General features: G+C 41.8%; 15 protein-coding genes and 5 pseudogenes. 16 read left to right on the forward strand and 4 right to left on the reverse strand.

The window, feature by feature from the left end; all coding sequences use genetic code 11:
• Window positions 1–715: 715 nt before the first annotated feature.
• The 4 genes and pseudogenes from DXB52_RS01675 to aroC all read right to left on the reverse strand — a co-directional run bounded on the left by DXB52_RS01675 (window position 716) and on the right by aroC (window position 5,574).
• Entirely contained in the window at window positions 716–2,593 is a 1,878-nt protein-coding gene (locus DXB52_RS01675; protein WP_117568179.1) for an extracellular solute-binding protein, read from the reverse strand.
• Window positions 2,593–3,426, reverse strand: a complete 834-nt coding sequence (locus DXB52_RS01680) for an ABC transporter permease (protein WP_172675344.1) — start codon at window positions 3,424–3,426, stop codon at window positions 2,593–2,595. Before DXB52_RS01680 ends, DXB52_RS01675 begins: the two co-directional genes overlap by 1 nt.
• Window positions 3,398–4,470 (reverse strand): annotated as a pseudogene (locus DXB52_RS01685) (ABC transporter ATP-binding protein). The gene DXB52_RS01680 and the pseudogene DXB52_RS01685 overlap by 29 nt, the downstream one beginning before the upstream one ends.
• A pseudogene (aroC, locus tag DXB52_RS01690) lies at window positions 4,463–5,574 on the reverse strand (chorismate synthase). Before aroC ends, DXB52_RS01685 begins: the two co-directional pseudogenes overlap by 8 nt.
• A gap of 386 nt (window positions 5,575–5,960) precedes the next feature.
• Here aroC and DXB52_RS01695 point away from each other — a divergent pair.
• The 16 genes and pseudogenes from DXB52_RS01695 (at window position 5,961) to DXB52_RS01770 (ending at window position 26,284) form a co-directional block, all read left to right on the forward strand.
• Window positions 5,961–7,412 carry a L,D-transpeptidase family protein gene (locus DXB52_RS01695; protein ID WP_181982993.1) on the forward strand — a complete coding sequence of 484 codons (1,452 nt, stop codon included), beginning with the start codon at window positions 5,961–5,963 and terminating at the stop codon, window positions 7,410–7,412.
• Between the two features lie 89 nt (window positions 7,413–7,501).
• Window positions 7,502–8,629, forward strand: a complete 1,128-nt coding sequence (gene tgt, locus DXB52_RS01700; protein ID WP_055145881.1) for a tRNA guanosine(34) transglycosylase Tgt — start codon at window positions 7,502–7,504, stop codon at window positions 8,627–8,629.
• Window positions 8,630–8,800: 171 nt separating this feature from the next.
• Window positions 8,801–9,076, forward strand: a complete 276-nt coding sequence (gene yajC, locus DXB52_RS01705; RefSeq protein ID WP_015529127.1) for a preprotein translocase subunit YajC — start codon at window positions 8,801–8,803, stop codon at window positions 9,074–9,076.
• Between the two features lie 188 nt (window positions 9,077–9,264).
• A pseudogene (gene leuB / locus DXB52_RS01710) lies at window positions 9,265–10,349 on the forward strand (3-isopropylmalate dehydrogenase).
• A 33-nt stretch (window positions 10,350–10,382) separates the two neighbouring features.
• Window positions 10,383–12,056 (forward strand): dihydroxy-acid dehydratase, encoded by a 1,674-nt coding sequence (ilvD, locus tag DXB52_RS01715; RefSeq protein ID WP_015529129.1) that lies wholly within the window; start codon window positions 10,383–10,385, stop codon window positions 12,054–12,056.
• Between the two features lie 27 nt (window positions 12,057–12,083).
• Window positions 12,084–13,769 carry a biosynthetic-type acetolactate synthase large subunit gene (gene ilvB, locus DXB52_RS01720; protein ID WP_015529130.1) on the forward strand — a complete coding sequence of 562 codons (1,686 nt, stop codon included), beginning with the start codon at window positions 12,084–12,086 and terminating at the stop codon, window positions 13,767–13,769.
• Between the two features lie 122 nt (window positions 13,770–13,891).
• Complete coding sequence (gene serC, locus DXB52_RS01725) at window positions 13,892–14,974, forward strand: 3-phosphoserine/phosphohydroxythreonine transaminase (RefSeq protein WP_020436149.1); 1,083 nt, start codon at window positions 13,892–13,894, stop codon at window positions 14,972–14,974.
• 1 nt (window position 14,975) lies between these two features.
• Window positions 14,976–16,139, forward strand: coding sequence for a phosphoglycerate dehydrogenase (locus tag DXB52_RS01730; RefSeq protein WP_020436148.1), 1,164 nt, complete (start codon window positions 14,976–14,978; stop codon window positions 16,137–16,139).
• 274 nt (window positions 16,140–16,413) lie between these two features.
• On the forward strand, window positions 16,414–17,106 hold the full coding sequence (locus DXB52_RS01735; protein ID WP_015529133.1) for a GntR family transcriptional regulator: 693 nt from the start codon (window positions 16,414–16,416) through the stop codon (window positions 17,104–17,106).
• Entirely contained in the window at window positions 17,093–18,289 is a 1,197-nt protein-coding gene (locus DXB52_RS01740) for an NADP-dependent isocitrate dehydrogenase (RefSeq protein WP_015529134.1), read from the forward strand. The genes DXB52_RS01735 and DXB52_RS01740 overlap by 14 nt, the downstream gene beginning before the upstream one ends.
• A gap of 808 nt (window positions 18,290–19,097) precedes the next feature.
• Window positions 19,098–20,536, forward strand: a pseudogene (locus DXB52_RS01745) (acyl-CoA carboxylase subunit beta).
• A gap of 14 nt (window positions 20,537–20,550) precedes the next feature.
• On the forward strand, window positions 20,551–21,315 hold the full coding sequence (locus DXB52_RS01750; RefSeq protein WP_117539820.1) for an OadG family transporter subunit: 765 nt from the start codon (window positions 20,551–20,553) through the stop codon (window positions 21,313–21,315).
• A 16-nt stretch (window positions 21,316–21,331) separates the two neighbouring features.
• A complete protein-coding gene (locus tag DXB52_RS01755; protein ID WP_015529137.1) occupies window positions 21,332–21,700 on the forward strand; it encodes a biotin/lipoyl-containing protein in 369 nt (122 codons plus the stop codon).
• A gap of 25 nt (window positions 21,701–21,725) precedes the next feature.
• Window positions 21,726–22,876, forward strand: a pseudogene (locus DXB52_RS01760) (sodium ion-translocating decarboxylase subunit beta).
• A gap of 17 nt (window positions 22,877–22,893) precedes the next feature.
• On the forward strand, window positions 22,894–24,306 hold the full coding sequence (locus tag DXB52_RS01765) for an oxaloacetate decarboxylase subunit alpha (RefSeq protein ID WP_118106356.1): 1,413 nt from the start codon (window positions 22,894–22,896) through the stop codon (window positions 24,304–24,306).
• Window positions 24,307–24,493: 187 nt separating this feature from the next.
• A complete protein-coding gene (locus DXB52_RS01770) occupies window positions 24,494–26,284 on the forward strand; it encodes an aminopeptidase P family protein (protein ID WP_181981396.1) in 1,791 nt (596 codons plus the stop codon).
• The last annotated feature ends 71 nt before the right edge of the window (window positions 26,285–26,355 follow it).

Consider the following 26,355-nt stretch of genomic DNA (forward strand, 5'->3'; position numbering starts at 1 on the left):
GCCGCAAGAATGATGCTATATTGCATCGGACACCGGCCCGCTCTACCTCATCCCCTTGAAAGTATGTAACGTAAGAGCCAGAACAGTTACCGTGAGTGGTGCCTGTCTGCTCTTACGTTACATACTGAACAAGGTGTATTCGGAACGCTCCTGCCTTATATGTGTCCTCAACAATATAGCACCATCCTCGCTTCTTTATTCCAAACAGAAGTGTTTGCTTAACGGGACGAATCTGAAAGACTTCATACAAGTTTTGATTTGTTGCACGTAAGTGATTGCTGTGGAACGAATTCAACACTTGAATACAGAATTCTGGACGGAAGTAAAAAAGGGAACGCTATCGACTATATGACACAACTTATGCCAATTTGTAAATTTTAGTCATTAGCGTTCCCTTTTCATATCCCTTCTGATTTGCATTTCGATAAGAATAATCTGTATTCAAATCATTTCTGATCTGATGAATCTGAGTGTTTGGATGGACTCTTGCATAAGATATGCATTTGGCGTAAGAGTGTACGAAGACATTTTGCGCGGATTGTTAGAAGAAGCGAGATACAAACCACACACGGTGCATATCTCGCTTCTTTGTTACAATCCCTCAAAAGGCTGAGGGAACGGGCCCTGCATATCGTTGCAAGAGACCGTCCAAACACGCCCTTCTTCATTCATTTAAATTTTGAACCAGCCAATATTCTTATTGCTAAATACAAATTTATTTCGACTTTACTTCTCTCCACAACTCATTATACAGCGCCTCATTTTCATCTCCGAGGAAATTAAATGTCTCACAGTTTTTCAACTGATCAGTATCAGGGAATGCAATCGTGCTGTTTCTCATGTAGTCATCCTCGATCAATGCCTGCCCGGCAGAGTTCGGGATGGAGTAAGTGATGTATTCAAAATTCATTTTTGCAATATCCGGTCTACAGAGGAAGTTGATGAATTCTTCTGCATGTTCCTTATTCTCTGCATTTTTTGGAATAACCCAGGAATCAATCCAAAGATTAGAACCTTCCTTAGGAATCACGTAATCGAGATTTGGATTCTCCTGCTGGCAGTACAGTGCTTCGCCGGAATAAATTACTCCGAGAGCTGCTTCATTTCCAATCATTTTATCACGTACCTGGTCGATAACATATGCCTGCACAAGAGGTTTCTGTTCCATCAGCAGATTCTTGGCAGCTTGAAGTTCATCTAAGTCTGTTGAATTTAATGAATAGCCCAGGTATTTTAAAGCGACACCAAAGGCATCTCTTACACTGTCCTGCATAAGGATGCTATCTTTATATTTTTCATCCCACAGAACACCCCAGCTGTCAATTGGTTCATCTACCATTTTCTTGTTATAAAGGATTCCGACAGTTCCCCAAAGATAAGGTACAGAATATTTATTATCAGGATCAAATCCTTTGGCAAGATCCATATATTTCTGATCGATATATTTCAAGTTTGGGATGTTGTCATAATTAATCTCTTCCAAAAGATTATTCTCAATCATTCTCTGAATCATATAATCAGATGGACATACAACATCGTATGCAATCGCTCCCGACTGAATTTTTGGATACATGATCTCGTTTGTCTCAAATTCTTCATATACTACATCAATACCAGTTTCTTCTTCAAACATATCAATAACATCAGGGTCAATATAATCACCCCAGTTATAAACAATTACCTGGCCTTGTGAGGAGATAACATCGTTCTTTCCGTAAATAAAACCACCGATGATAATAAGCACAGCCATAGCAACAGGTACCAAACGCTGGAAGAAAAATCTTCCGAATTTTTGTGCTTTTCCAAAATGCTTTACTTTTACTGCTTTTTTCTTTTCGACAGGTGACATATTGATCAGAATCAAAAGTAACAGCACTGTAACAAACATAATGGTTGAAAGTGCATACATTTCAGGCTTGATTCCTTTACGGACTTCACTGTAAATCTTGGTTGAGAGTGTATCAATACCAGGACCTTTTGTGAAATGCGTGATCACAAAGTCATCCAGAGACATTGTAAAGGAAAGCAGGAAACCGGAGAAAATTCCAGGCATAATATCTGGAAGTACTACTTTGAAAAATGCATAGGCCGGAGAAGCACCAAGGTCCAGTGCAGCTTCGTAAGTTCTACGGTTTGTCTGTTTTAATTTTGGCATTACACTTAAGATGACATAAGGTATGTTGAATGTAATATGTGCCAAAAGGATTGTTTTGAATCCAAGTGTGAAGCGGAATGCAATGAAGAGAAGCATCAGGGATACTCCTGTTACGATATCGGCATTCAGCATAGGGATGTTTGTAACTCCCATAAAAAGAGTACGCATTCTTGAATTCATTGCCTGCATGCCAAGTGCGGCACAAGTACCGATCAATGTTGCAATCAGTGCAGAGAGCAATGCAATGATCAGTGTTGTGTACAATGCATTCATAATCTCTTTGTTTTGGAAAAGAGAGACATACCATTTTCCGGTGAATCCGCCCCATTTGGAACGTGTTTTAGTATTGTTAAAGGAGAGGACCATCAAAGTCACGATCGGTGCATACAGAATAATGCAGATCAGTGCCAGATAGATCTTTTTTGCTATAGTTTTCATTAAAATGCTGTCCCCTCCCCGTTTTTATCATATTTGGCGATCACGGCCATACTTGCGATGATGAAGATCATCAGCACCAGGGATAAACCGGAACCGGTATGCCAGTTGCTTCCCTGTTTGAATTCCTGCTCGATCACGTTTCCAATCAGAAGAATCTTGCTTCCACCGAGAAGGTCGGAAATAACAAAGGTCGTCAGCGCAGGTACGAAGACCATAGTGATACCACTGATAATTCCAGGAATGCTCAAAGGAAAGATGATCTGTGTAAATGTCTGAAATTCATTGGCTCCAAGATCTCTTGCTGCGTAAATGACATCTTTATCAATCTTTGCCAATACATTATAAATGGGAAGCACCATAAAAGGCAGGAAGTTATATACCATACCTAATACAATAGCCCCCGGTGTATTGATGATAGACTGCTGTGGCAGATGGAAGAACGCAAGAATGCTGTTGATCACACCATTTTTTTCAAGCAGTGTCTGCCAGGCGAGTGTACGCAGAAGAAAGTTCATCCACATCGGAAGAATAAAAATCAGTACGATAAGACTTGTCTGGTTCATGTTTTTTTCAGATAAAATCATTGCAAGAGGATATGCAAGAACCAGGCAGATCAGTGTGCTGACCAGGGAAAGCAACAGTGCAAGTCCAAGTGCTTTCAGGTTTTCAGGCGAAGCCATCATTGCAATGTTAGACCAGGTAAAAGTCCCTTCTTTATCTGTCAGACCATAATAAAAGATCATGAGCAATGGGATAATAATAAATGACACGGACCAGAAAAGATAAGGCCCGGCAAGTAATTTTCTATTCTTCAACAGCAGGTGCCTCCTCATCTTCAGATTCTGGTTTTTTCATAATCTGGATGTCAAAAGGATCCACTTTGATTCCGACTTCAGTTCCTACAGGGAACATATCTGTGCTATGTACGAGAAGTTCATAGTTGTTGGCAAGAACTTCCATCTCGTAGTGAACACCCTTAAAGATCAAGTTTGTTACAATTCCGTCAATAACACCTTCACCGGGTTTGACAAGATCAATATCTTCCGGACGGATTACAGCATCGACCGGACGGTTATGACCAAATCCTACGTCTACACATTTCCAGACAGCACCGAGCATACGGACAACTTTGTCTTCGAGCATGGTTGCAGCAATAATATTACTGTCTCCGATAAAATCAGCTACGAATGCATTTTGCGGTTCGTTATAAATATCTTCCGGGGTGCCGATCTGCTGGATGTATCCCTGATTCATAACAACAATCGTATCAGACATTGTAAGAGCTTCTTCCTGATCGTGCGTTACATAGACAAATGTAATTCCAAGTTCATTTTTTAATCGGATCAGTTCATATTGCATATCCTGGCGAAGTTTTAAATCCAATGCACCAAGTGTTCATCAAGAAGAAGAACCTTTGGTTCATTTACAATCGCACGTGCGATTGCGATTCGCTGCTGCTGACCACCACTTAATGAGTCAGGAGAACGATCCCCGTATCCTTCCAGATTGACAAGCTTTAAGGCATAATGAATCTTATCGCGGATATAACCTTTAGATTTACCTTTGATCTTCAATCCGAAAGCAATATTTTCTGCAATGGACATATGAGAGAAGAGGGCATATTTCTGAAATACGGTATTCAGCTGACGGCGGTTTGGCGGAAGACTGTTGATATTTCTCCCATCAAAAATAATATTACCGGAGTCCGGTGTCTCAAAGCCACCGAGAATACGCAACAGTGTTGTTTTTCCACATCCACTAGGACCAAGGAGTGTGAGAAATTCGTTCTCACGGATATAAAGATTTAATTTATCCAGAATTACATTTTCGTCATAGGATTTGGTAATATCTATGATATCGATCAGTTTATTAGACATTTTTATCCTCCGTATATAATTGTTTTATCTGATTCATCCGGCTGACTGCATTACGCAAGAGCAGATCAGCGAGAGTGAGTGCGGTCATTGCTTCCACAACAACAACTGCGCGCGGTACGATGATTGGATCATGACGTCCGTGAATAGACAGTTCGATTTCTTCGCCTGAATTAGTTACAGTGTGCTGCATCTGAGAAATCGAAGGTGTTGGCTTGATCGCAGCTCTTAAGATTAATTGAGAACCATCACTCATGCCACCCAAAGTTCCACCGGATGATTCGAAGTTTTCATAACCTGACCTTGTTGCATGCAGAAAGGATCATTGTTTGTGCTTCCGGTAGAAGAGGCACTCTGAAAGCCATCGCCGATTTCGACACCTTTTACGGCTCCGATAGACATGATTGCCTGTGCAAGTAAAGCGTCCAGTTTATCGAAGACCGGTTCACCGAGACCGGCTGGAAGATGGTCAACACGGCATTCGATCAGACCGCCGCAGGAATCCATCTTCTCCATAAGAGTAGAAACGTATTCAGCAGCCTTTTCGGCAGCATCTTTATTCGGCAGATAAAAACTGTTATTTGTAATCTCAGTAAAATCATAATCAGCTTCAGCTACAGTGACAGGACCAATGGATTTTGCATAAGTTGTCAGCAAGATTCCTAATTCGCCAAGTAATTTTGAAGCAATTGCACCGGCAGCAACACGGCCGATCGTCTCGCGGCCGGAAGAACGTCCACCGCCACGGTAATCTCGGAAACCATATTTCTGATCAAAGCAGTAATCTGCGTGTCCCGGACGATAAGATGTCGCAATATTCCCATAATCTCTGGAACGTTGATCCTGATTCCGCACGAGAAGAGAAATAGGAGTTCCGGTTGTGGTTCCTTCAAAGACTCCGGACAGAATCTCGACAGAGTCAGATTCATTCCGCTTCGTTGTATATTTACTCTGTCCCGGTTTGCGTCGATCTAAAAATTGTTGAATATCCTGTTCAGATAAAGGGATGCCGGCAGGGCATCCATCTATAACTACACCAACTCCGGGACCGTGGGACTCGCCCCAGGTAGTGACTCGAAATAAAGTGCCAAATGTTGAACCGCTCATAATATATCTAAAACTCCTTTCGTTTGTATCAATAAGGTATACAAAAAGTGTGTATAAAATGCTCTTTTGCATATCATATATCATTCTTTTCCGTATCATACCCCCAGATACGAAACATATTGTTGTGTTTCATAACTGAGGGTACAGTGCAATTATATAGGAAGAAAGAGGTGTACGCAAGTTAAAATGTTGTAGAATTCAACAGAATTTCAAAAATAAATTACAAAAGTATTTCTAAAAGATTTCGTTCGAATTAACAATTCAACATCGGTTTAATTTGTGCGTATTTCATGAAAGTTTGGGGTGTACATTTTGGAAAAAGCGTAATATAATGAAGTCTGAATCAAAAAGAAGTATTAATCCAAAAGACGAGGGTGAGAATTAGAATGTCTGAAAAGAAAGTAGTTAGAAGACGCAAAGTAAGAAGAAAGAAAAAGCAGAAGACAATTGACAAGAAGATCTGGATGATTATCGGTGGTGTTATTGCTGGTCTTGTTATTGTTTATCTTGCAATATCAGTCTTTTTTATGAGTCATTTCTATATTAATACGCAGATTAACGGAAAGAACTTTTCTGGTAAGAATGCGGCGGCGGTAGAGAATTATATTAAAAATCAGGTGGCAGATTATAAACTGACAATTATAGAACAGAATAATATGACAGATGCAATCGAAGGATCGGATATTTCACTTGTATATAAGGAAAATTCAGATATAGAGGATGCACTGAAGAAACAGAATGCATTTTTGTGGCCACAGGCATTTTTCTCAAAAAGTTCAGCTGAGGTCACAATTGAGGTTGGATATGACGAAGCAACATTGGAGTCAAAGATTGAAGCCGTACAAGCCCTGAATCAGGAGCAGACAGATCCACAGTCTGCTTATCCAAAGTATGATGGGAACAGTTTCGTTGTTGAACCTGAGGTTTATGGTACGAAAGTAGATGTGGATACATTTAAGGCAAAAGTGAAGGATGCGATCACAAACTTCAAGAGTGAATTAAATATGATGGATGAGAAGTGCTATGCTATGCCGAAGTACACTTCAGAGTCTCCGGAAGTTCAGAAAGCCTGTGATGCGATGAACAATTATCTGAAAGCCAGCATCACTTATAAGATGACAAACCAGAATATGGTTGTGAACAAGGATCTGATCTCAGGCTGGGTAACATATGATGATAATATGAATGCAACGCTTGATGAGTCAAAGGTGAAAGAGTGGCTTCGTGAATTTGGAAAGACTTATGATACGGTTGGAACGACAAGAAGTATTACAACTCCGGGAGGAAAAACAGTAGACGTTTCGGGAGGTACTTACGGCTGGTCAGTTGACGAGGCAGCAGAACTGACTGCGCTTGTTGACAGCATTAAGAAAGGTGAGGTTGTCGAGAAAGAACCTGCTTATGCACAGACGGCGGCTACACATGACGCGCAGGATTGGGGAACGACTTATCTGGAAGTAGATATCCCGGCTCAGCATATGTGGTATGTGGTTAACGGAGCTGTACAATTAGAGACAGACGTTGTTACAGGACTTCCTACACCGGAGCGAGAGACACCGACAGGAGTTTATTCGATTCTTGAGATGAAGAGGGATAAGACACTGGTCGGAGAAATTAATCCTTCTACAGGACAGCCAAGTTATCGTACAAAGGTAGGATACTGGATGCGTGTGACCTGGACAGGAATCGGATTCCACGATGCGACATGGAATCCAAGCTTTGGAGGAAGCCGTTATCAGACGAATGGTTCTCATGGATGTATCAATATGCCATTAGACCAGGCGGCAAGTCTTTACGGAATGCTTAGTATGGGAACACCTGTTATAATACATAATTAAAGGAAATGCAAAGATAAATATAGCCTGCCATAACTATTGGCAGGCTTTGATAGTCTGAAAACCAAAAAGAAAAGAAGAGGAAAAAGCTTATGTATGAACTTTTAAAGAAAGACGGGCGTGCGAAAAGAGGACGCTTTACAACAGTTCACGGAGTAATTGAAACTCCGGTTTTTATGAATGTTGGAACAGCAGCAGCAATCAAAGGAGCAGTATCTACAGATGATCTGAGAGGGATTAAGACGCAGGTGGAGTTGTCTAATACATATCATCTTCATGTTCGTCCGGGAGATGAAGTTGTGAAGAAACTCGGAGGACTTCATAAATTTATGAACTGGGATAAACCGATTCTGACAGATTCCGGCGGATTTCAGGTATTTTCCCTTGCAAAGTTGAGAAAGATCAAGGAAGAAGGAGTTCACTTTAATTCACATATTGATGGTCATAAGATATTTATGGGACCGGAACAGAGCATGCAGATTCAGTCTAATCTTGCATCCACGATTGCGATGGCATTTGATGAGTGCCCGTCCAGTGTGGCAGACAGAAAGTATATGACGAATTCTGTAGAGCGTACGACGCGCTGGCTGAAGCGCTGTAAGGATGAGATGGCAAGACTGAATTCTCTGCCGGATACGATCAATCCACATCAGATGCTGTTTGGAATTAATCAGGGCGGAATTTATGAGGATATCCGAATTGCACATGCACAGCAGATCGCAGAACTGAATCTGGATGGTTATGCAGTGGGTGGACTTGCAGTAGGAGAGAGCCACGAAGAGATGTACCGTATTCTTGATGCAGTGGTTCCGCATCTTCCGGAAAACAAGCCGACTTATCTGATGGGTGTTGGTACACCGGCTAATATTTTGGAGGCAGTAGATCGAGGAGTGGATTTCTTTGACTGTGTATATCCGTCAAGAAACGGACGTCATGGGCATGTATATACAAATCATGGAAAGATGAATCTGTTTAATGCCAAGTATGAACTGGATGATCGCCCGATCGAGGAAGGATGTAACTGTCCGGCATGTAGAAGCTACAGCAGAGCGTACATCAGACATCTTTTGAAAGCAAAAGAGATGCTCGGAATGCGTCTGTGTGTACTTCATAATCTGTATTTCTATAATACAATGATGGAAGAGATCCGTGATGCGATTGATGCAGGGGAATTCCAGGCATACAAGAAGAGAAAACTTGAAGGTATGGAACAGAAATAAAGATTCTGAACAAAAGATATAAAAAATGTATAAAAACATATAAAATATCCATGGAATATTAGAAAAAGACTTGAATTAAAAGCTGTTTTTGTGTATAGTGGATGTATTGTCTATTAGTATTTTGAAGGTACTGGACAGATAGCTTTAACAAATAGTCAGGAGGAAATTTCAATGGGAACAGTAGGTATTATAGTTGTTTATGCTGTTATCCTCGGTGGTATGTGGTTTCTTCTGATGCGTCCTCAGAAAAAGGAGCAGAAGAGAATCCAGGCAATGCTCGCTGATATGGAGATTGGAGATACAGCGCTTACTACAAGTGGATTTTATGGAGTTATCATCGATATCACAGATGATGATGTAATTGTTGAGTTCGGTAATAACAAGAATTGCCGTATTCCTATGCAGAAGGCTGCAATCGCTCAGATTGAGAAGCCGGGTGCAGAATAAGATGCAGATAAAGACCAGAGGGAGTGATTCCTTTTGGTCTTTTATTTTACATAAAATGTGCCCGAAAAATACAATTTTCAATAAAAATACAGAGTGCCCTCTATTTTTTTATCCGAAATACTTGAAACAGTGAAAAAAATGCGGTATGATAAAAAAAGATTTTTACATTTTGGAAGGATGAGTTAGATATGGAAATGAAAATTGGAGTAATCAAGGGAGATGGAATTGGCCCTGAGATCGTAGACGAGGCAATGAAAGTTTTGGATCAGACAGCGAAAGTTTATGGTCATTCGATTTCCTATACGCAGCTTCTGATGGGAGGAGCATCAATTGATGTGAACGGAGTGCCACTTACAGAAGAGACGCTTCAGCTGGCAAAGGACAGTGACGCAGTCTTATGGGTTCCATTGGCGGTGATGCGAAGACTTCTCCATGGTATCAGCTCGAACCATCAAAACGTCCGGAAGCAGGTCTGTTACAGCTTAGAAAGGGACTGAACCTTTTTGCTAACTTAAGACCGGCAGTTCTCTATGATGAACTGAAAGGTGCGTGTCCTTTAAAGAAAGAGATTGCAGACAGAGGATTTGATCTTATGATCATGCGTGAACTGACGGGCGGTCTTTATTTCGGAAAACGCAGTACAGAGGAGATTGATGGTGTCCTTACTGCAAAAGATGAACTTACATACAATGAAAATGAGATCCGCAGAATCGCAAAACGTGGTTTTGACATTGCAATGAAGAGAAATAAGAAAGTTACAAGTGTTGATAAAGCGAATGTACTTGACTCTTCCAGACTTTGGAGAAAAGTTGTTGAGGAGGTAGCGAAGGACTATCCGGAAGTTACATTAGAACATATGCTTGTAGACAATTGTGCAATGCAGCTTGTGAAAGATCCGGCACAGTTTGACGTTGTCCTGACAGAGAACATGTTTGGAGATATTTTATCTGATGAAGCAAGTATGGTGACAGGTTCAATAGGAATGCTTGCAAGTGCAAGTCTGAACGACACAAAATTCGGTCTGTATGAACCAAGTGGCGGTTCAGCACCGGATATCGCCGGAAAGGGAATCGCAAACCCGATCGCAACAATTCTTTCAGCAGCAATGATGCTGAGATTTTCATTTGATCTTGATAAAGAGGCAGATGCGATTGAAAATGCTGTTGCAGCAGTATTAAAAGACGGATACCGTACAATCGACATTATGTCTGAAGGAAAAGAACAGATCGGAACAGCCCAGATGGGAGATAAGATCTGCGAATATATTAAGTAATTAGCAGTTGTTACAGAAAGAGAGGATTTTAAAATGAGAAGTGATACAGTTAAAAAAGGAATTCAGCAGGCACCACATCGTTCTCTGTTTAATGCACTGGGACTTACAGAGGAGGAATTAGATCGTCCACTGATTGGTGTTGTAAGTTCTTATAATGAGATTGTACCGGGACACATGAATCTGGATAAGATCACAGAAGCCGTTAAACTTGGCGTGGCAATGGCCGGAGGAACACCAATCATGGTTCCTGCAATTGCTGTCTGTGATGGTATTGCTATGGGACATATCGGTATGAAATATTCTCTTGTAACAAGAGACCTGATCGCAGATTCTACAGAAGCTCTTGCTATGGCTCATCAGTTTGACGGACTTGTAATGATCCCAAACTGTGACAAGAATGTACCGGGACTTCTGATGGCAGCTGCCCGTGTGAATGTACCGACAGTATTTGTAAGCGGAGGACCGATGCTTGCAGGACATGTAAAGGGAAGCAAAACAAGTCTTTCCAGTATGTTTGAGGCAGTAGGTTCTTATGCAGCAGGAAAGATGAACGACGAAGATATTTGCGAATTTGAGAATAAAGCATGTCCGACTTGCGGATCTTGTTCCGGTATGTATACAGCAAACAGTATGAACTGTCTGACAGAGGCTCTTGGTATGGGACTGAAAGGAAATGGAACAATCCCAGCTGTTTATTCTGCAAGAATCCAGCTTGCTAAACATGCAGGTATGCAGGTGATGGAGCTTGTAAGAAAGAATATCCGTCCAAGAGATATTATGACAGAAGACGCAATCCTCAATGCACTTACAGTTGATATGGCACTTGGATGCTCTACAAACAGCATGCTTCACCTTCCGGCAATCGCACATGAGATTGGTATGGATTTTGAGATTGATTTTGCAAATGCGATCAGTGAGAAGACTCCAAACCTTTGTCATCTTGCACCGGCAGGTCATACTTATATTGAAGATCTGAACGAAGCAGGCGGAGTTTATGCAGTTATGAACGAGTTGAATAAGAAGGGACTTCTTCACACAGATTGCATGACTGTAACAGGAAAGACAGTAGGAGAGAATATTGCCGGATGTGAGAATAAGAATCCGGAAGTTATCCGCCCAATCGACAACCCATATACTAAGACAGGCGGACTTGCTGTATTGAAAGGAAATCTTGCACCGGACGGAAGTGTTGTAAAACGTTCTGCAGTATGTGATGAGATGCTTGTACATGAAGGACCGGCAAGAATCTTCGAGAGTGATGAAGAAGCGACAGAAGCAATCAAGACAGGAAAGATCAATCCTGGAGATGTTATTGTAATCCGTTACGAGGGACCAAAAGGCGGCCCTGGAATGAGAGAGATGCTCAATCCTACATCTGCGATTGCAGGATACGGACTTGGGTCTACAGTAGCTCTTATCACAGATGGAAGATTCAGCGGAGCATCCAGAGGTGCTTCTATCGGACACGTATCACCGGAGGCAGCAGTTGGTGGACCGATCGCACTGGTAGAAGAGGGAGATATTATCAAGATCAATATTCCGGAACTGAAATTGGAGCTGGATGTATCGGATGAAGAACTGGCAGCAAGAAAAGCAAAATGGCAGCCAAGAGAACCTAAGGTTAAGACAGGATACCTCGCAAGATATGCTTCTATGGTAACATCAGGTAACCGCGGAGCAATTCTCGAAGTACCGAAGGCAAAATAAAATAAAGAACCAGGAGGAGAGTACGTCATGCAGTTAAATGGAGCAGAAATCGTGATCGAATGTCTGAAAGAACAAGGCGTTGACACTGTATTTGGCTATCCGGGTGGAGCAATTTTAAATGTATATGATGAACTTTATAAACATCGTGATGAGATCCGTCATATCCTGACTTCTCATGAGCAGGGGGCAGCCCATGCGGCTGACGGATATGCGAGAGCTACGGGAAAAGTAGGGGTCTGTCTTGCAACAAGCGGACCGGGAGCAACAAATCTTGTAACAGGAATCGCAACAGCATATATGGATTCTATACCGATTGTTGCAATTACATGTAATGTCGGTGTCCCATTACTTGGAAAAGACAGTTTTCAGGAGATTGATATTGCCGGAGTAACCATGCCAATCACAAAATACAGTTATATCGTTAAAGATGTAACAAAGCTTGCAGAAACAATCAGAAAGGCTTTTCGTATTGCTAAGACTGGAAGACCGGGGCCGGTGCTGATTGATATTCCGAAGGATGTTACTGCGAAAGTTACAGAGTATGAGAAGGAATATCCAGGTGTATATAACCGAGAGGTAATCCATTCAGAGGAAGCGGATCTCAAGAAGGCTGTTGAGATGATCAAAGAAGCGCAGAGACCATATATTTTCGTAGGTGGTGGAGCCGTTCTTTCTGAGGCGAGTAAAGAGCTTTATGAATTTGCACAGAAGGTAGATGCACCGGTAACAGATTCTCTGATGGGGAAAGGAGCTTTCCCGGGAACTGATGAGAGATATACCGGAATGCTCGGAATGCATGGAACAAAGGCATCGAACTTTGGAGTAAGTGAATGTGATCTTCTGATCGTAACAGGAGCAAGATTCAGTGACCGTGTAACCGGAAATACTGCAACATTTGCAAAAGATGCGAAGATTCTTCAGATTGACATTGATCCGGCAGAGATGGATAAGAATGTCATGATCGATCTTGGGGTAGTAGGTGATATTAAAGCAGTCCTGAAGAAAATAAATGAGCATCTCCCACAGCAGTCTCATCTGGAATGGATGAATAAGATTAAAGATTACAAGGCGAAATATCCATTAACATATCATAAGGATGTACTTACAGGTCCATTTGCAGTAGAAGAAATTTATCGTCAGACAAATGGAGAAGCAATTATCACAACAGAAGTCGGACAGCATCAGATGTGGGCAGCACAGTATTATAAATATACGAAACCAAGAACACTTTTAACATCAGGTGGTCTTGGAACAATGGGATATGGTCTTGGAGCAGCAATCGGTGCGAAGACAGGATGTCCGGATAAAATTGTTGTAAATATTGCCGGAGACGGATGTTTCCGTATGAATATGAATGAGATCGCAACAGCTGTAAGACATGATGTTCCGATTATCCAGGTTGTAGTTAATAACCATGTACTCGGTATGGTTCGTCAATGGCAGGATCTTTTCTATGATGAAAGATATTCTGCGACAGTTCTCCGTGATGCAGTTGACTATGTGAAGCTTGCAGAAGCGATGGGAGCAGTAGGACTTCGAGCTACAACACAGGAGGAGTTTAAAGAGTGCTTTGCGAAAGCATTGACATGTGGAAAACCGGTTCTGATCGATTGTATGATCGACTGTGATGATAAGGTATGGCCTATGGTTGCGCCGGGAGCACCGATCAGCGAAGCATTTGATGAGCAGGATCTGAAAGCAAAAGAAAACTAAAAATAATAAGTTTCAGTCACATAGTTGCATGGCTGGTAAATAAAGGAATATTTTATTTTTATGTGAGAAAATCTGTGAAAACGGAGTTTCTATAGATACACAATAACAGGAGGTAATTAAAAATGAGTAGAGTGTATAATTTTTCAGCGGGACCGGCGGTTCTGCCAGAAGAAGTACTGAAGGAAGCGGCAGCAGAGATGCTGGACTACAAGGGAACAGGAATGTCTGTTATGGAGATGAGTCATCGTTCCAAAGCTTTCGAGGAAATTATCACAGAAGCTGAGCAGGATCTCAGAGATCTGATGAACATTCCGGATAACTATAAAGTACTGTTTCTTCAGGGCGGAGCGTCACAGCAGTTTGCTATGATCCCTATGAACCTGATGAAGAATAAGGTTGCTGATTACATTGTCACAGGACAGTGGGCTAAGAAAGCAGCTAAGGAAGCAGAAAAATATGGAAAGGTAAATGTTGTTGCATCCTCAGCGGATAAGACATTTTCATACATTCCAGACTGCTCCGATCTTCCGATTTCAGAAGATGCAGACTACGTATATATCTGTGAAAACAATACTATTTACGGAACAAAATTTAAAACACTGCCAAACACAAAAGGAAAAGATCTTGTGGCAGATGTCTCCTCCTGTTTTCTTTCCGAACCTGTAGATGTAACAAAATATGCAATGATTTATGGTGGAGTTCAGAAAAATATCGGACCTGCTGGTGTAGTGATCGCAATCATCCGTGAAGATCTGATCACAGAGGATGTTCTCCCGGGAACACCTACAATGCTTACATATAAGACACATGCAGATGCAAAATCTCTTTATAATACACCACCGGCATACGGAATCTATATCTGTGGTAAAGTCTTCAAATGGCTTAAGAAGATGGGCGGACTTGAAGTAATGAAAGAACGCAACGAAAAGAAAGCAAAAGTTCTTTATGATTTCCTTGATCAGAGCAAACTGTTCAAAGGAACTGTTGTCCCGGAAGATCGTTCTCTTATGAATGTACCATTCGTGACAGGCGATGCAGATCTGGATGCAAAATTCGTTAAGGAAGCAAAAGAAGCTGGATTTGAGAATCTGAAAGGACATAGAACTGTAGGCGGAATGCGTGCCAGCATTTACAACGCAATGCCATATGAGGGTGTTGTTGCACTTGTAGACTTTATGAAGAAATTTGAAGAGGAGAATCTGTAAGATGTTTAAATATCATTGCCTGAATCCAATTTCTGCCGTTGGCATGAATAAGTTGGATGAAAATTATGTAAAGACAGAAAATGCGGATGAAGCTGACGTGATTCTTGTCCGCAGTGCCAAAATGCATGAGATGGAATTCGGAAAGAACCTGAAAGCAATCGCTCGTGCGGGAGCCGGAGTGAATAATATTCCGCTTGATAAATGTGCAGAGGAAGGAATTGTTGTATTCAATACACCTGGAGCAAATGCGAATGGTGTAAAAGAACTTGTGATTGCAGGAATGCTTCTCGCAGCCAGAGATGTTGTTGGTGGAATTCAGTGGGTACAGGAATTCGAGGAAGATGGAGATATCGCAAAGATTGCTGAGAAGAAGAAAAAAGCATTTGCAGGAACAGAACTTTCCGGAAAGAAACTTGGTGTGATCGGACTTGGAGCAATCGGAGTTCTTGTTGCGAATGTAGCAACACATCTTGGGATGGAAGTTTATGGATATGATCCATATGTTTCCGTAGATTCTGCATGGAGACTTTCCAGAAGTATCCATCACGCAACAACAGTAGATGAAATCTATAAAGAGTGCGATTATATCACAATCCATGTACCTGCACTTGACAGTACAAAGGGAATGATTGACAAGAATGCAATCAGTCTGATGAAAGAGGGCGTTGTAATTCTGAACTTCGCCAGAGATGTTCTTGTAAATCAGGAAGATATCGTTGATGCACTTGTAGCAGGTAAAGTACACCGTTATGTAACAGATTTCCCAACAAAGGAAATTGTAGGGGTAAAAGGTGCAATTGTAATTCCACATCTTGGAGCATCTACAGAAGAGTCAGAAGACAATTGTGCACAGATGGCTGTTGCTGAGATCCGTGATTTCCTTGAGAACGGAAATATTACACATTCCGTTAATTATCCGGATTGCAACGTGGGAACAAAAGCTGACGGAGACAGAATTACAATTCTTCACCGTAATGTGCCGAATATGATCGGTCAGTTTACAACACTTCTTGCACAGGAGAATCAGAATATCGCACTTATGACAAATAAGAGCAAGAAGGAATATGCATATACAGTAATTGATGTGGACGGAAGCGTTTCTGATGAAGTTGTAAGTAAACTGGAATCAATCACAGATGTACTTGGTGTGCGTGTGATCAAATAAAAAGTAAATGAAGTTTAATTTGGCTAAGCTGATTTTGAAAGCTGATTTATAACGAAAAGGACAGGGTGGTTTTTCTATGTGAGAGACCACCTTTTTGTATACAATAAGTTGATAAATAAGATATGGCACAAAGCATATAAAAATGAACAGATAGTATAGAGAAGTATTACGCAAAAATGGATACATTTTTAACGCGATGATATCGGCATGAAACCATCTTGACAATATTTGTATAATCGTATACAATCATACAAAAAGAGAATAGGAGGAAATCATGGAAGAATATCAGGACCGTTCTCTGGGAGGACGTGTTTTTAAGAGACTCCGTGAAGATATCCTCAAAGGCAGATACAAACAACAGGATGAACTCAGAGAGGCTACCATCGGGAAAGAACTCGGGGTTAGCAGAACTCCAGTAAGGGAAGCGTTAAGACAGCTTGAATTAGAAGGTCTTGTGACGATCGTACCGAATAAAGGTGCTTATGTTACCGGAATCAGCCAGAAGGATATCTGGGATATCTATCAGATGCGTAAGTATCTGGAAGGAATGTGCGCCAGATGGGCGGCGGAACATATTACAGAAGACCAGTTAGAAGAATTAGAAGAGACCATTTTACTTTCAGAATTTCAGATGAAGAAAGAAAATGGATACAATAAAGAACAAGTGACAGGATTAGACGGAAGATTTCATACGATATTATATGAGGCTTCCGGAAGCAGGATGCTGTGTCATGTTCTTACAGATTTTCACCGATATGTTCAAATGGCAAGAAAGTCCTCGATTAATGTGAAGGCAAGAGCCGAGAAGTCAATTGAGGAGCATAAAGCAATTCTTCAGGCAATCAGGGACAGAAACCCGGATCTGGCAGAACAGCTTGCAAAGGAACATATTGTTCATGTCATGCAGAACCTAAAGAAAATAGAAGAAAAACATAATCAGGAGGTAGCAAAAGATGGAAAAAATTAAGATGACAACACCACTTGTAGAGATGGACGGAGATGAGATGACAAGAATTCTCTGGAAGATGATCAAGGATAATCTTCTTGAGCCATATATTGATCTCAAGACAGAATATTATGATCTCGGCCTGGAACACAGAAACGAGACAGATGACCAGGTAACAGTTGATTCCGCACTTGCAACAAAGAAATACAAAGTCGCAGTAAAGTGTGCAACAATCACTCCGAATGCAGCACGTATGGATGAGTATGATCTCAAAGAGATGTGGAAGAGTCCGAACGGAACAATCCGTGCAATTCTTGATGGTACTGTGTTCCGTGCTCCAATTGTTGTAAAAGGAATTGAGCCTTGCGTAAAGAACTGGAAGAAACCAATTACAATTGCAAGACATGCTTATGGAGATGTATATAAAGGATCCGAGATGAAGATTCCGGGAGCGGGAAAGGTTGAACTTGTATACACAGCAGAAGATGGAAGCCAGACAAAAGAACTGGTTCATGAGTTTGATGGACCTGGAATCGTACAGGGAATGCATAATATCAATAAATCCATCGAAAGCTTTGCAAGAAGCTGCTTCTCCTACGCTTTGGATACAAAACAGGATCTGTGGTTTGCAACAAAGGATACAATTTCTAAGAAATATGATCATACATTCAAAGATATCTTTCAGGAAATCTTTGATGCAGAATATGCTGATCAGTTCAAAGAAGCGGGAATTGAGTATTTCTACACACTGATCGATGATGCTGTTGCCCGTGTTATGAAATCAGAAGGTGGATATATCTGGGCATGTAAGAACTACGATGGAGATGTAATGAGCGACATGGTATCTTCCGCATTCGGTTCACTTGCTATGATGACATCCGTACTTGTTTCTCCGGACGGATATTATGAATATGAAGCTGCTCATGGAACTGTACAGCGTCACTATTATAAGCACCTGAAAGGTGAAGAGACATCTACAAACTCAGTTGCAACAATCTTCGCATGGACAGGAGCCCTCAGAAAACGCGGCGAGCTGGATGAAAACAAAGATCTGATGGACTTCGCAGATAAACTTGAGAAAGCAACAATCGACACAATCGAAGCAGGAGAGATGACAAAAGACCTCGCTTTGATCACAACAATCGAGAATCCGACAGTACTCAATAGTGAGGAGTTTATTAAAGCAATAGCGAAGAGACTGTAATTTATCGAGGGAATTTATACAATGGGCTAAGTTTTTGACAGAATGGTCGCAAGAATGGGTCTACTATTACCATGGGCACCGGCCCGCTCTACCTCATCCCTTTGAAAGTATGTAACATAAGAGCAGAACAGTTACCGTGTGTGGTGCCTGTTCTGGCTCTTATTAACATACTGAACAAAGTGTATTCGGAACGCTCCTGCCTTACATGTGCCCCTGGCAACAGTAGACCCGTTCTTGCTTGCGTAGTTCAAAATTAAACTTTCTCCTACAAATACAAAATTCACTCGAAAATACAGAAACTAAAGTCAAAAGATCAAGAAATCTTCATCGACAAAGCTCTACCTTCTCCCGGCTGTTAATTCTGTATTTGTCTTCTGGATTCGTTTTGTTTTGGATAAAAACTTCTTCTTTAGATAACGTAGCGGAGGCACGTTTTATGGTTGCTTCATCCACGATTAAGGCATAAGAGCGGTTCCGAATACACTTCGTTCTGTCTGTTAGCTTGGGACAGACACAAACCACACACGGTGAGTGCTCTGTTCCAAGCGTTACAGACATTCGAAGGGATGAGGTGGAGCGGGCCGTGTGGATGAAGCAACCATAGAACGCGCTTCTGCGGATGTTAGTGCAAAAGTGGAAACTTTATTTGGAACAGAAGAATCCAAGCTCGACAAAAACAATGTCCTGTGAAAAAAATGTCAATTTGCGGAAAATATGAATTGAAATTTCAATCGTCCTAGTATATAATACAATAGGCAGAAATTTTGGTTTATTTTAAAATTATTTTATAAGTATGGAGGGCTAAAATATGAGCTACAATGCAACAGAAAACTCAGCAAGCAGACGAATTGCCACACTGCTTGATGAGGGAAGCTTTGTTGAAATTGGCGGAGCTGTTACAGCTAGAAGCACAACTTTCAACTTGCAGGAGAAGGCAGCTCCTTCTGACGGTGTTATCACTGGATATGGAGTGATTGACGGTAACCTGGTTTATGTATACAGCCAGGATGCTGACGTTCTGGGTGGAGCACTCGGAGAGATGCATGCGAAGAAGATCGCAAGAATCTATGATATGGCTATGAAGATGGGAGCACCGGTGATCGGACTGATCGACTGTGCAGGTCTCAGACTTCAGGAAGCTACAGATGCACTTGAGGCATTTGGAAGCCTTTATCACAAACAGGCACTTGCATCAGGTGTGATTCCGCAGGTACAGCAATCTTTGGAATGTGCGGCGGCGGTCTTGCAGTTGTTCCGGGGCTTACAGATTTCACATTTATGGAAGCAAAAGACGGAAAACTTTTCGTTAATTCTCCAAATGCACTGGAAGGAAATGAGATTTCCAAGTGTAACACAGCAAGCGCTGAGTACCAGAGCAAGACAGCAGGTCTTGTAGATGGAATCGGTGCAGAGGCAGAGATTCTCGGACAGATCCGTGATCTTGTATGTATGCTTCCGGCAAACAATGAAGATGATATGTCTTATGAGGAATGCACAGATGACCTGAACCGTATCTGCGCAGACATTGCTAACGCATCAGAAGATACAGCAATCGCACTGGCACAGATTGCTGACAATCAGATTCTTGTTGAGACAAAGAAAGACTACGCAAAAGAGATGGTTACAGGATTTATCCGCCTGAACGGAATGACAGTTGGTGTTGTTGCAAACCGCTCTAAAGTATACAATGCAGAAGCTGAAGTAGAGGCTGAGTTCGACAGCGTTCTTACAGTAGACGGATGCAAGAAAGCAACAGATTTTGTAAACTTCTGTGATGCATTCTCAATCCCGGTTCTTACACTGACAAATGTAACAGGATTTGCTGCTACAGTAGAGTCAGAGAAGAACATGGCAAGCGCAGTTGCAAAACTGACATATGCATTTGCTAACGCTACAGTACCGAAGGTAAATGTAATCGTTGGTAAGGCATTCGGAAGTGCTTACGTTTCTATGAACAGTAAGTCAATTGGTGCAGATCTTGTTTATGCATGGCCAACAGCAGAGATCGGAATGATGGATGCGAAGCTTGCAGCACAGATCATGTACGCAGACGCAGATGCTGAGACTCTTAATGAGAAAGCAGCTGAATACAAAGAACTTCAGTCAAGCCCGAATTCAGCAGCAGCAAGAGGATATGTTGATGCGATCATCGAGCCGGCAGATACAAGAAAATATGTGATCGGAGCATTTGAGATGCTGTTCACAAAGAGAGAGGACCGTCCGGCTAAGAAACACGGAACGGTTTAGTGAGGTGAGGCGAAGTGAAGAAAAAAATCAGTTTATTAGGACTTATCCTCATTCTCGTTCTTAGCTTCACAGGATGTGGTAAGTCTGAGACAACAGAATATGATCAGACAAGATTTGAACAGTATGCTGAGTTTGTTGTTCAGAATTTCGAAGCGATGACAACAGAGCAGCTTGACAGCTTTTCTGATATGCGTGATCTTCAGCTTGACACACAGCTTATGAATGCAGGACTTCCGGTTGATGGAGAGGACTTCCTTACAATGATCAGCTCCTGGGAAGCAGCAGAAGAAGAGTGTGGTGCTTATGTTGAGCATGGCGATTGGACAATGGAAGTAAAGAACGATGGAGTTTCACTCACATCTGAAGCAAAATATGAAAACAGAGATGCAGACATCGTCTTCAGTTTTGACGAAAAGGGCAACATGGAGAGTATGGATGTTTCTGCTCATTATTCAACAGGAGAAATCCTTGAGAAAGCCGGTCTGAATACGGTACTTGGTATGGGAACTGTATTCGTTGTATTGATTTTCATTTCATTCATTATTTATCTGCTTGGATACATTCCGAAACTTCAGGAGAAGTTGGCAAATAAAGATAAGAAAGTGGAAGAGAAGAAGGAAGCACCTGTACAGGCAGCTCCAGCACCGGTAGCTGCAGCAGAAGATGATGCAGAACTTGTAGCAGTAATCGCAGCAGCAATTGCAGCAGCAGAGGGAACTTCTACAGATGGATTTGTTGTTCGTTCTATTAAGAGAAGAAAATCAAACAGATGGAATTAATCAGGAGGATAATTAGATGAAAAACTATACAATCACAGTAAACGGAAATGTATATGATGTAACAGTAGAAGAGAATGGTGCAGGCGCACCGGCAGCAGCACCGGTTGCAGCACCTAGAGCAGCAGCACCGGCAGCTCCGGCAGCAGCACCGAAAGCGGCAGCAGGCGCTGGAAGCATCCAGGTAAAAGCTGGAGCAGCAGGTAAAGTATTCCAGGTTCCTACATCTGTTGGACAGAAGGTAGAGGCTGGAGATACAGTTATTATCATTGAAGCAATGAAGATGGAGATCCCAGTTGTTGCCCCAGAGGCAGGAACTATTGCCAGCATTGATGTGGCAGTAGGTGATGCTGTTGAATCAGGAGCTGTACTTGCTACATTAAACTAGTAACTGAACCAGGAGGTTTTTACAAATGGAATATATTTCAAATACATTGGGAAACCTCGTAGAACAGACAGCGTTCATGAATCTTACATTTGGTAACCTGATCATGATTGCTGTTGCCTGCGTGTTTCTCTATCTGGCAATTCGCCACGAATTTGAGCCACTGCTTCTTGTTCCAATTGCCTTTGGTATGTTGCTTGTAAATATCTATCCGGATATTATGCTTCATGCTGAGGATGCAGCGAATGGAACCGGTGGGCTTCTGTATTACTTTTATCAGCTTGACGAGTGGTCCATCCTTCCTTCTCTGATCTTCCTTGGAGTTGGAGCGATGACAGACTTTGGTCCGCTGATCGCAAACCCGAAGAGTTTCCTGCTTGGTGCAGCAGCTCAGTTCGGTATTTTCGCAGCTTATCTTGGAGCTATGGCTCTTGGATTTTCAGACAAAGCAGCAGCTGCTATCTCCATTATCGGTGGAGCTGACGGCCCGACATCTATCTTCCTTGCAGGTAAACTGCAGCAGACAGCTATCATGGGACCGATCGCCGTAGCAGCATACTCCTATATGTCACTTGTGCCGATCATCCAGCCACCAATCATGAAACTTCTCACAACAGAGAAGGAAAGAAAGATCAAGATGGATCAGCTTCGCCCGGTTTCTAAGCTTGAGAGAATCCTCTTCCCGGTTATCGTTACAATCGTTGTATGTGTGATTCTTCCTACAACAGCTCCACTTGTTGGTATGTTGATGCTTGGTAACCTGTTCAAAGAGTGTGGAGTTGTAAGACAGCTGACAGAGACAGCTTCCAATGCCCTGATGTACATCGTAGTTATTCTTCTTGGTACATCTGTAGGTGCTACAACAAGTGCTGAAGCATTCCTGAACTGGAATACAATCAAGATCGTTATCCTTGGTCTTATAGCATTTGCATTCGGTACAGCTGCCGGAGTTCTCTTCGGTAAGTTAATGTGCGTCCTTACACATGGTAAGGTTAACCCGCTGATTGGTTCCGCTGGTGTATCTGCGGTTCCTATGGCAGCCCGTGTATCTCAGAGGTTGGTGCTGAGGCAGATCCTACAAACTTCCTTCTTATGCATGCAATGGGACCGAACGTTGCCGGAGTTATCGGTACTGCAGTAGCAGCCGGAACATTTATGGCTATTTTCGGCGTTAAGTAAATTAGGAGGATAAATAAATGGCAGAAATTGAAAAAAAACCAGTTAAAATAGTAGAAACTATTCTGCGTGATGCACATCAGTCTCTGATTGCTACCAGAATGACAACAGAGCAGATGATGCCAATCGTTGAGAAGATGGACAAGGTTGGATATCATGCTGTAGAGTGCTGGGGTGGAGCAACATTCGATGCTTCCCTCCGTTTCCTGAAAGAAGATCCATGGGAGAGACTTAGAAAGTTCCGTGATGGATTCAAGAATACAAAACTTCAGATGCTGTTCCGTGGACAGAATATCCTTGGATACCGTCCATACGCTGATGATGTTGTAGAGTATTTCGTACAGAAATCTGTGGCAAACGGAATCGATATCATTCGTATTTTCGACTGCCTCAATGACATGAGAAATCTTCAGACAGCTGTAAAGGCTGCGAACAAAGAGAAAGCCCATGCACAGGTTGCAATGTCTTATACACTCGGTGATGCTTACACAATGGAATACTGGGTAGACCTTGCGAAGAGAATCGAAGATATGGGTGCAAGCTCAATCTGTGTTAAGGATATGGCAGGACTTCTTGTTCCATATAAGACAACAGAGCTTGTTGGGGCATTGAAAGATGCAGTAAATATCCCGATCGAGATGCATACACACTACACATCAGGTGTTGCTTCTATGACATACATGAAAGCTGTAGAGGCAGGAGCTGACATCATCGATACAGCAATGTCTCCATTCGCACTTGGAACATCTCAGCCGGCTACAGAAGTTATGGTTGAGACATTCAAGGGAACACCATACGATACAGGACTTGATCAGAGTCTCCTTGCAGAGATTGCTGACTACTTCCGTCCAATCCGTGATGATTCTCTTGAGAGCGGACTGCTCAATCCGAAGAACCTTGGTGTTAATATCAAGACTCTTCTGTACCAGGTACCGGGAGGAATGCTTTCCAACCTGACATCCCAGCTGAAAGAGCAGGGAGCAGAAGATAAGTTCTACGAAGTACTTGAAGAGGTACCGCGTGTACGTAAAGATCTTGGTGAGCCACCGCTTGTTACACCATCTTCACAGATCGTTGGAACACAGGCTGTATTCAACGTACTGATGGGTGAGCGTTATAAGATGATCACAAAAGAGACAAAGGATGTTCTTGCAGGTAAATACGGTAAGACAACAAAACCGGTTGATCCAGAACTTCAGAAGAAGGCTCTTGGAGATGAAGAACCGATCACTTGCCGTCCGGCAGATCTTATCCCGGATGAGCTTGATACACTTCGTAAAGAGTGTGCACAGTGGATCCAGCAGGATGAGGATGTACTGACATATGCACTGTTCCCACAGGTTGCTGTTGACTTCTTCAAATACAGACAGGCTCAGCAGACAAAAGTAGATGCTACAGTAGCAGATACAGAGAACGGATCTTATCCGGTATAATCCTGACTGATTTAGTTAGATTATGAATTGAATAGAAAGACCAGAAGATAACAGATGGAAAGATTTGTGTTTTCTGGTCTTTTTCATTTGTAAGGAAATTTATTTGGTGGTATCATAGATGTGTACAATTTTGAATAATCAAGTTTTTGTAATATGAGTTTGATTGTTGGAATATATGGAGGCAGATATGAGTGTTTTAGACAGAATAGAGCGATTACGAAATGTAATGGAACAGCAGAAAATAGACTGCTATATCATCCCTACAGATGACTATCATCACAGTGAATACGTCGGTGATTATTTTAAATTCCGCGAATATATAACGGGCTTTACAGGATCAGCAGGTACCGCAGTTTTTACAAAGGATAAAGCGGGACTCTGGACAGATGGAAGATATTTTATTCAGGCAGAAGCGCAGTTGCAGGGGAGTGGGATCACGCTTTACAAATCAGGAGAACCTGGTGTTCCAACGATAGAAGAATTTTTAAAAAGTGAGCTAAAAGAAGGGGATGTTCTGGGATTTGATGGTCGTACAGTGACTTATGCACAAGGAAAACGATATTGTCATATAACAGATGAGAATGGCGCATCATTGAAATATAGCTTAGATTTTGCACAGAATATCTGGAAGGAAAGACCTGAAATGTCTATGGAATCTGTATTTTCTCTAGCGGATGAATATACAGGTGAAAAAATTGGATCCAAATTAGAACGAATCAGAGAAATAATGAAAGAAAATGGATGCAATGCACATGTTTTATCGAGTCTTGATGATATTGCATGGCTTTTAAATATAAGAGGAAATGATATTGCGTATTGTCCACTTGTTCTTTCTTATGCAATCGTTTATAATAATTCAGTTGAGCTGTTTGCTGACATTAGAAAATTCTCTGACGATATTGTGAATTCATTAGCAGAAAATCAAGTGAAGATTTATCCGTATGAGGATATTTATCACAAAGTTTCAGAAATGACATCAGAAGATAAGGTCCTTTTGGATTCTTCAATCATGAACTATAGTCTTTATCAGGCCATTTCCAAAGAGACGGTGATTATTGATAAGCAGAATCCGGAAATTCTGATGAAGTCAGTTAAAAATGAAACACAGGCAGAGAATTTGAGAAAAGCACATTTGAAGGATGCGGTTGCACATACAAAGTTTATGTACTGGTTAAAGAAGAATATTGGCAGAGTGGAGATTACAGAGCTGTCTGCTTCTGCCAGGCTGGAAGGATTGCGTGCAGAGCAGGAGCATTTCCTCGGACCAAGTTTTGGCCCGATCAGTGCATATGGAGAACATGGGGCAATTGTTCATTATAGTGCGGATGAGAAAAGCAATGTCCCTTTAAAAGAAGGAAAGCTTTTCATGACAGATACAGGTGGTCATTATCTGGAAGGGTCTACCGACATTACGCGTACGGTTGCACTTGGAGAAGTGGGGAACCTTGAAAAAGAACATTTCACACTGGTTGCAAGAGCAATGCTACGCCTGGCGAACACTGTATTTCTCTACGGATGCAGTGGTGCGAATCTGGATTGTATTGCAAGAGAGATCTTTTGGAAAGAAGGACTGAACTTTAATCATGGAACGGGGCATGGTGTTGGTTATTTATTGAATATCCATGAGGGACCGATCAATTTCCGTTGGAAAGAGGGAGAGAGGTCGGCTCCGGCATTGGAAGAGAATATGGTGATCACAGATGAACCGGGAATCTATATTGAGGGTTCTCATGGAATTCGTCTGGAAAATGAGCTGCTTGTCAGAAAAACAGTTAAGAATGAGTATGGACAGTTTATGAATTTTGAAATTCTTACTTATGTACCAATTGATCTGGATGCAATCTTGCCGGAGAAAATGAGTACAGAGGAGAAAGAAATGTTGAATCATTATCATAAGCAGGTTTATGAAAAGGTGTCCCCTTACCTTTCAGAGGAAGAACGAATCTGGCTGAAAGAGTACACGCGGGCTGTGAAGTAATCAGCAAGTCAGAGGTATGACAGAACTCTTATGTATCTGTTGAAGCTGCTGGACGGATAATGAAATATTTA

It is taken from the genome of Ruminococcus sp. OM04-4AA, from assembly GCF_003462585.1.
Taxonomy (GTDB): domain Bacteria; phylum Bacillota; class Clostridia; order Lachnospirales; family Lachnospiraceae; genus Mediterraneibacter; species Mediterraneibacter faecis.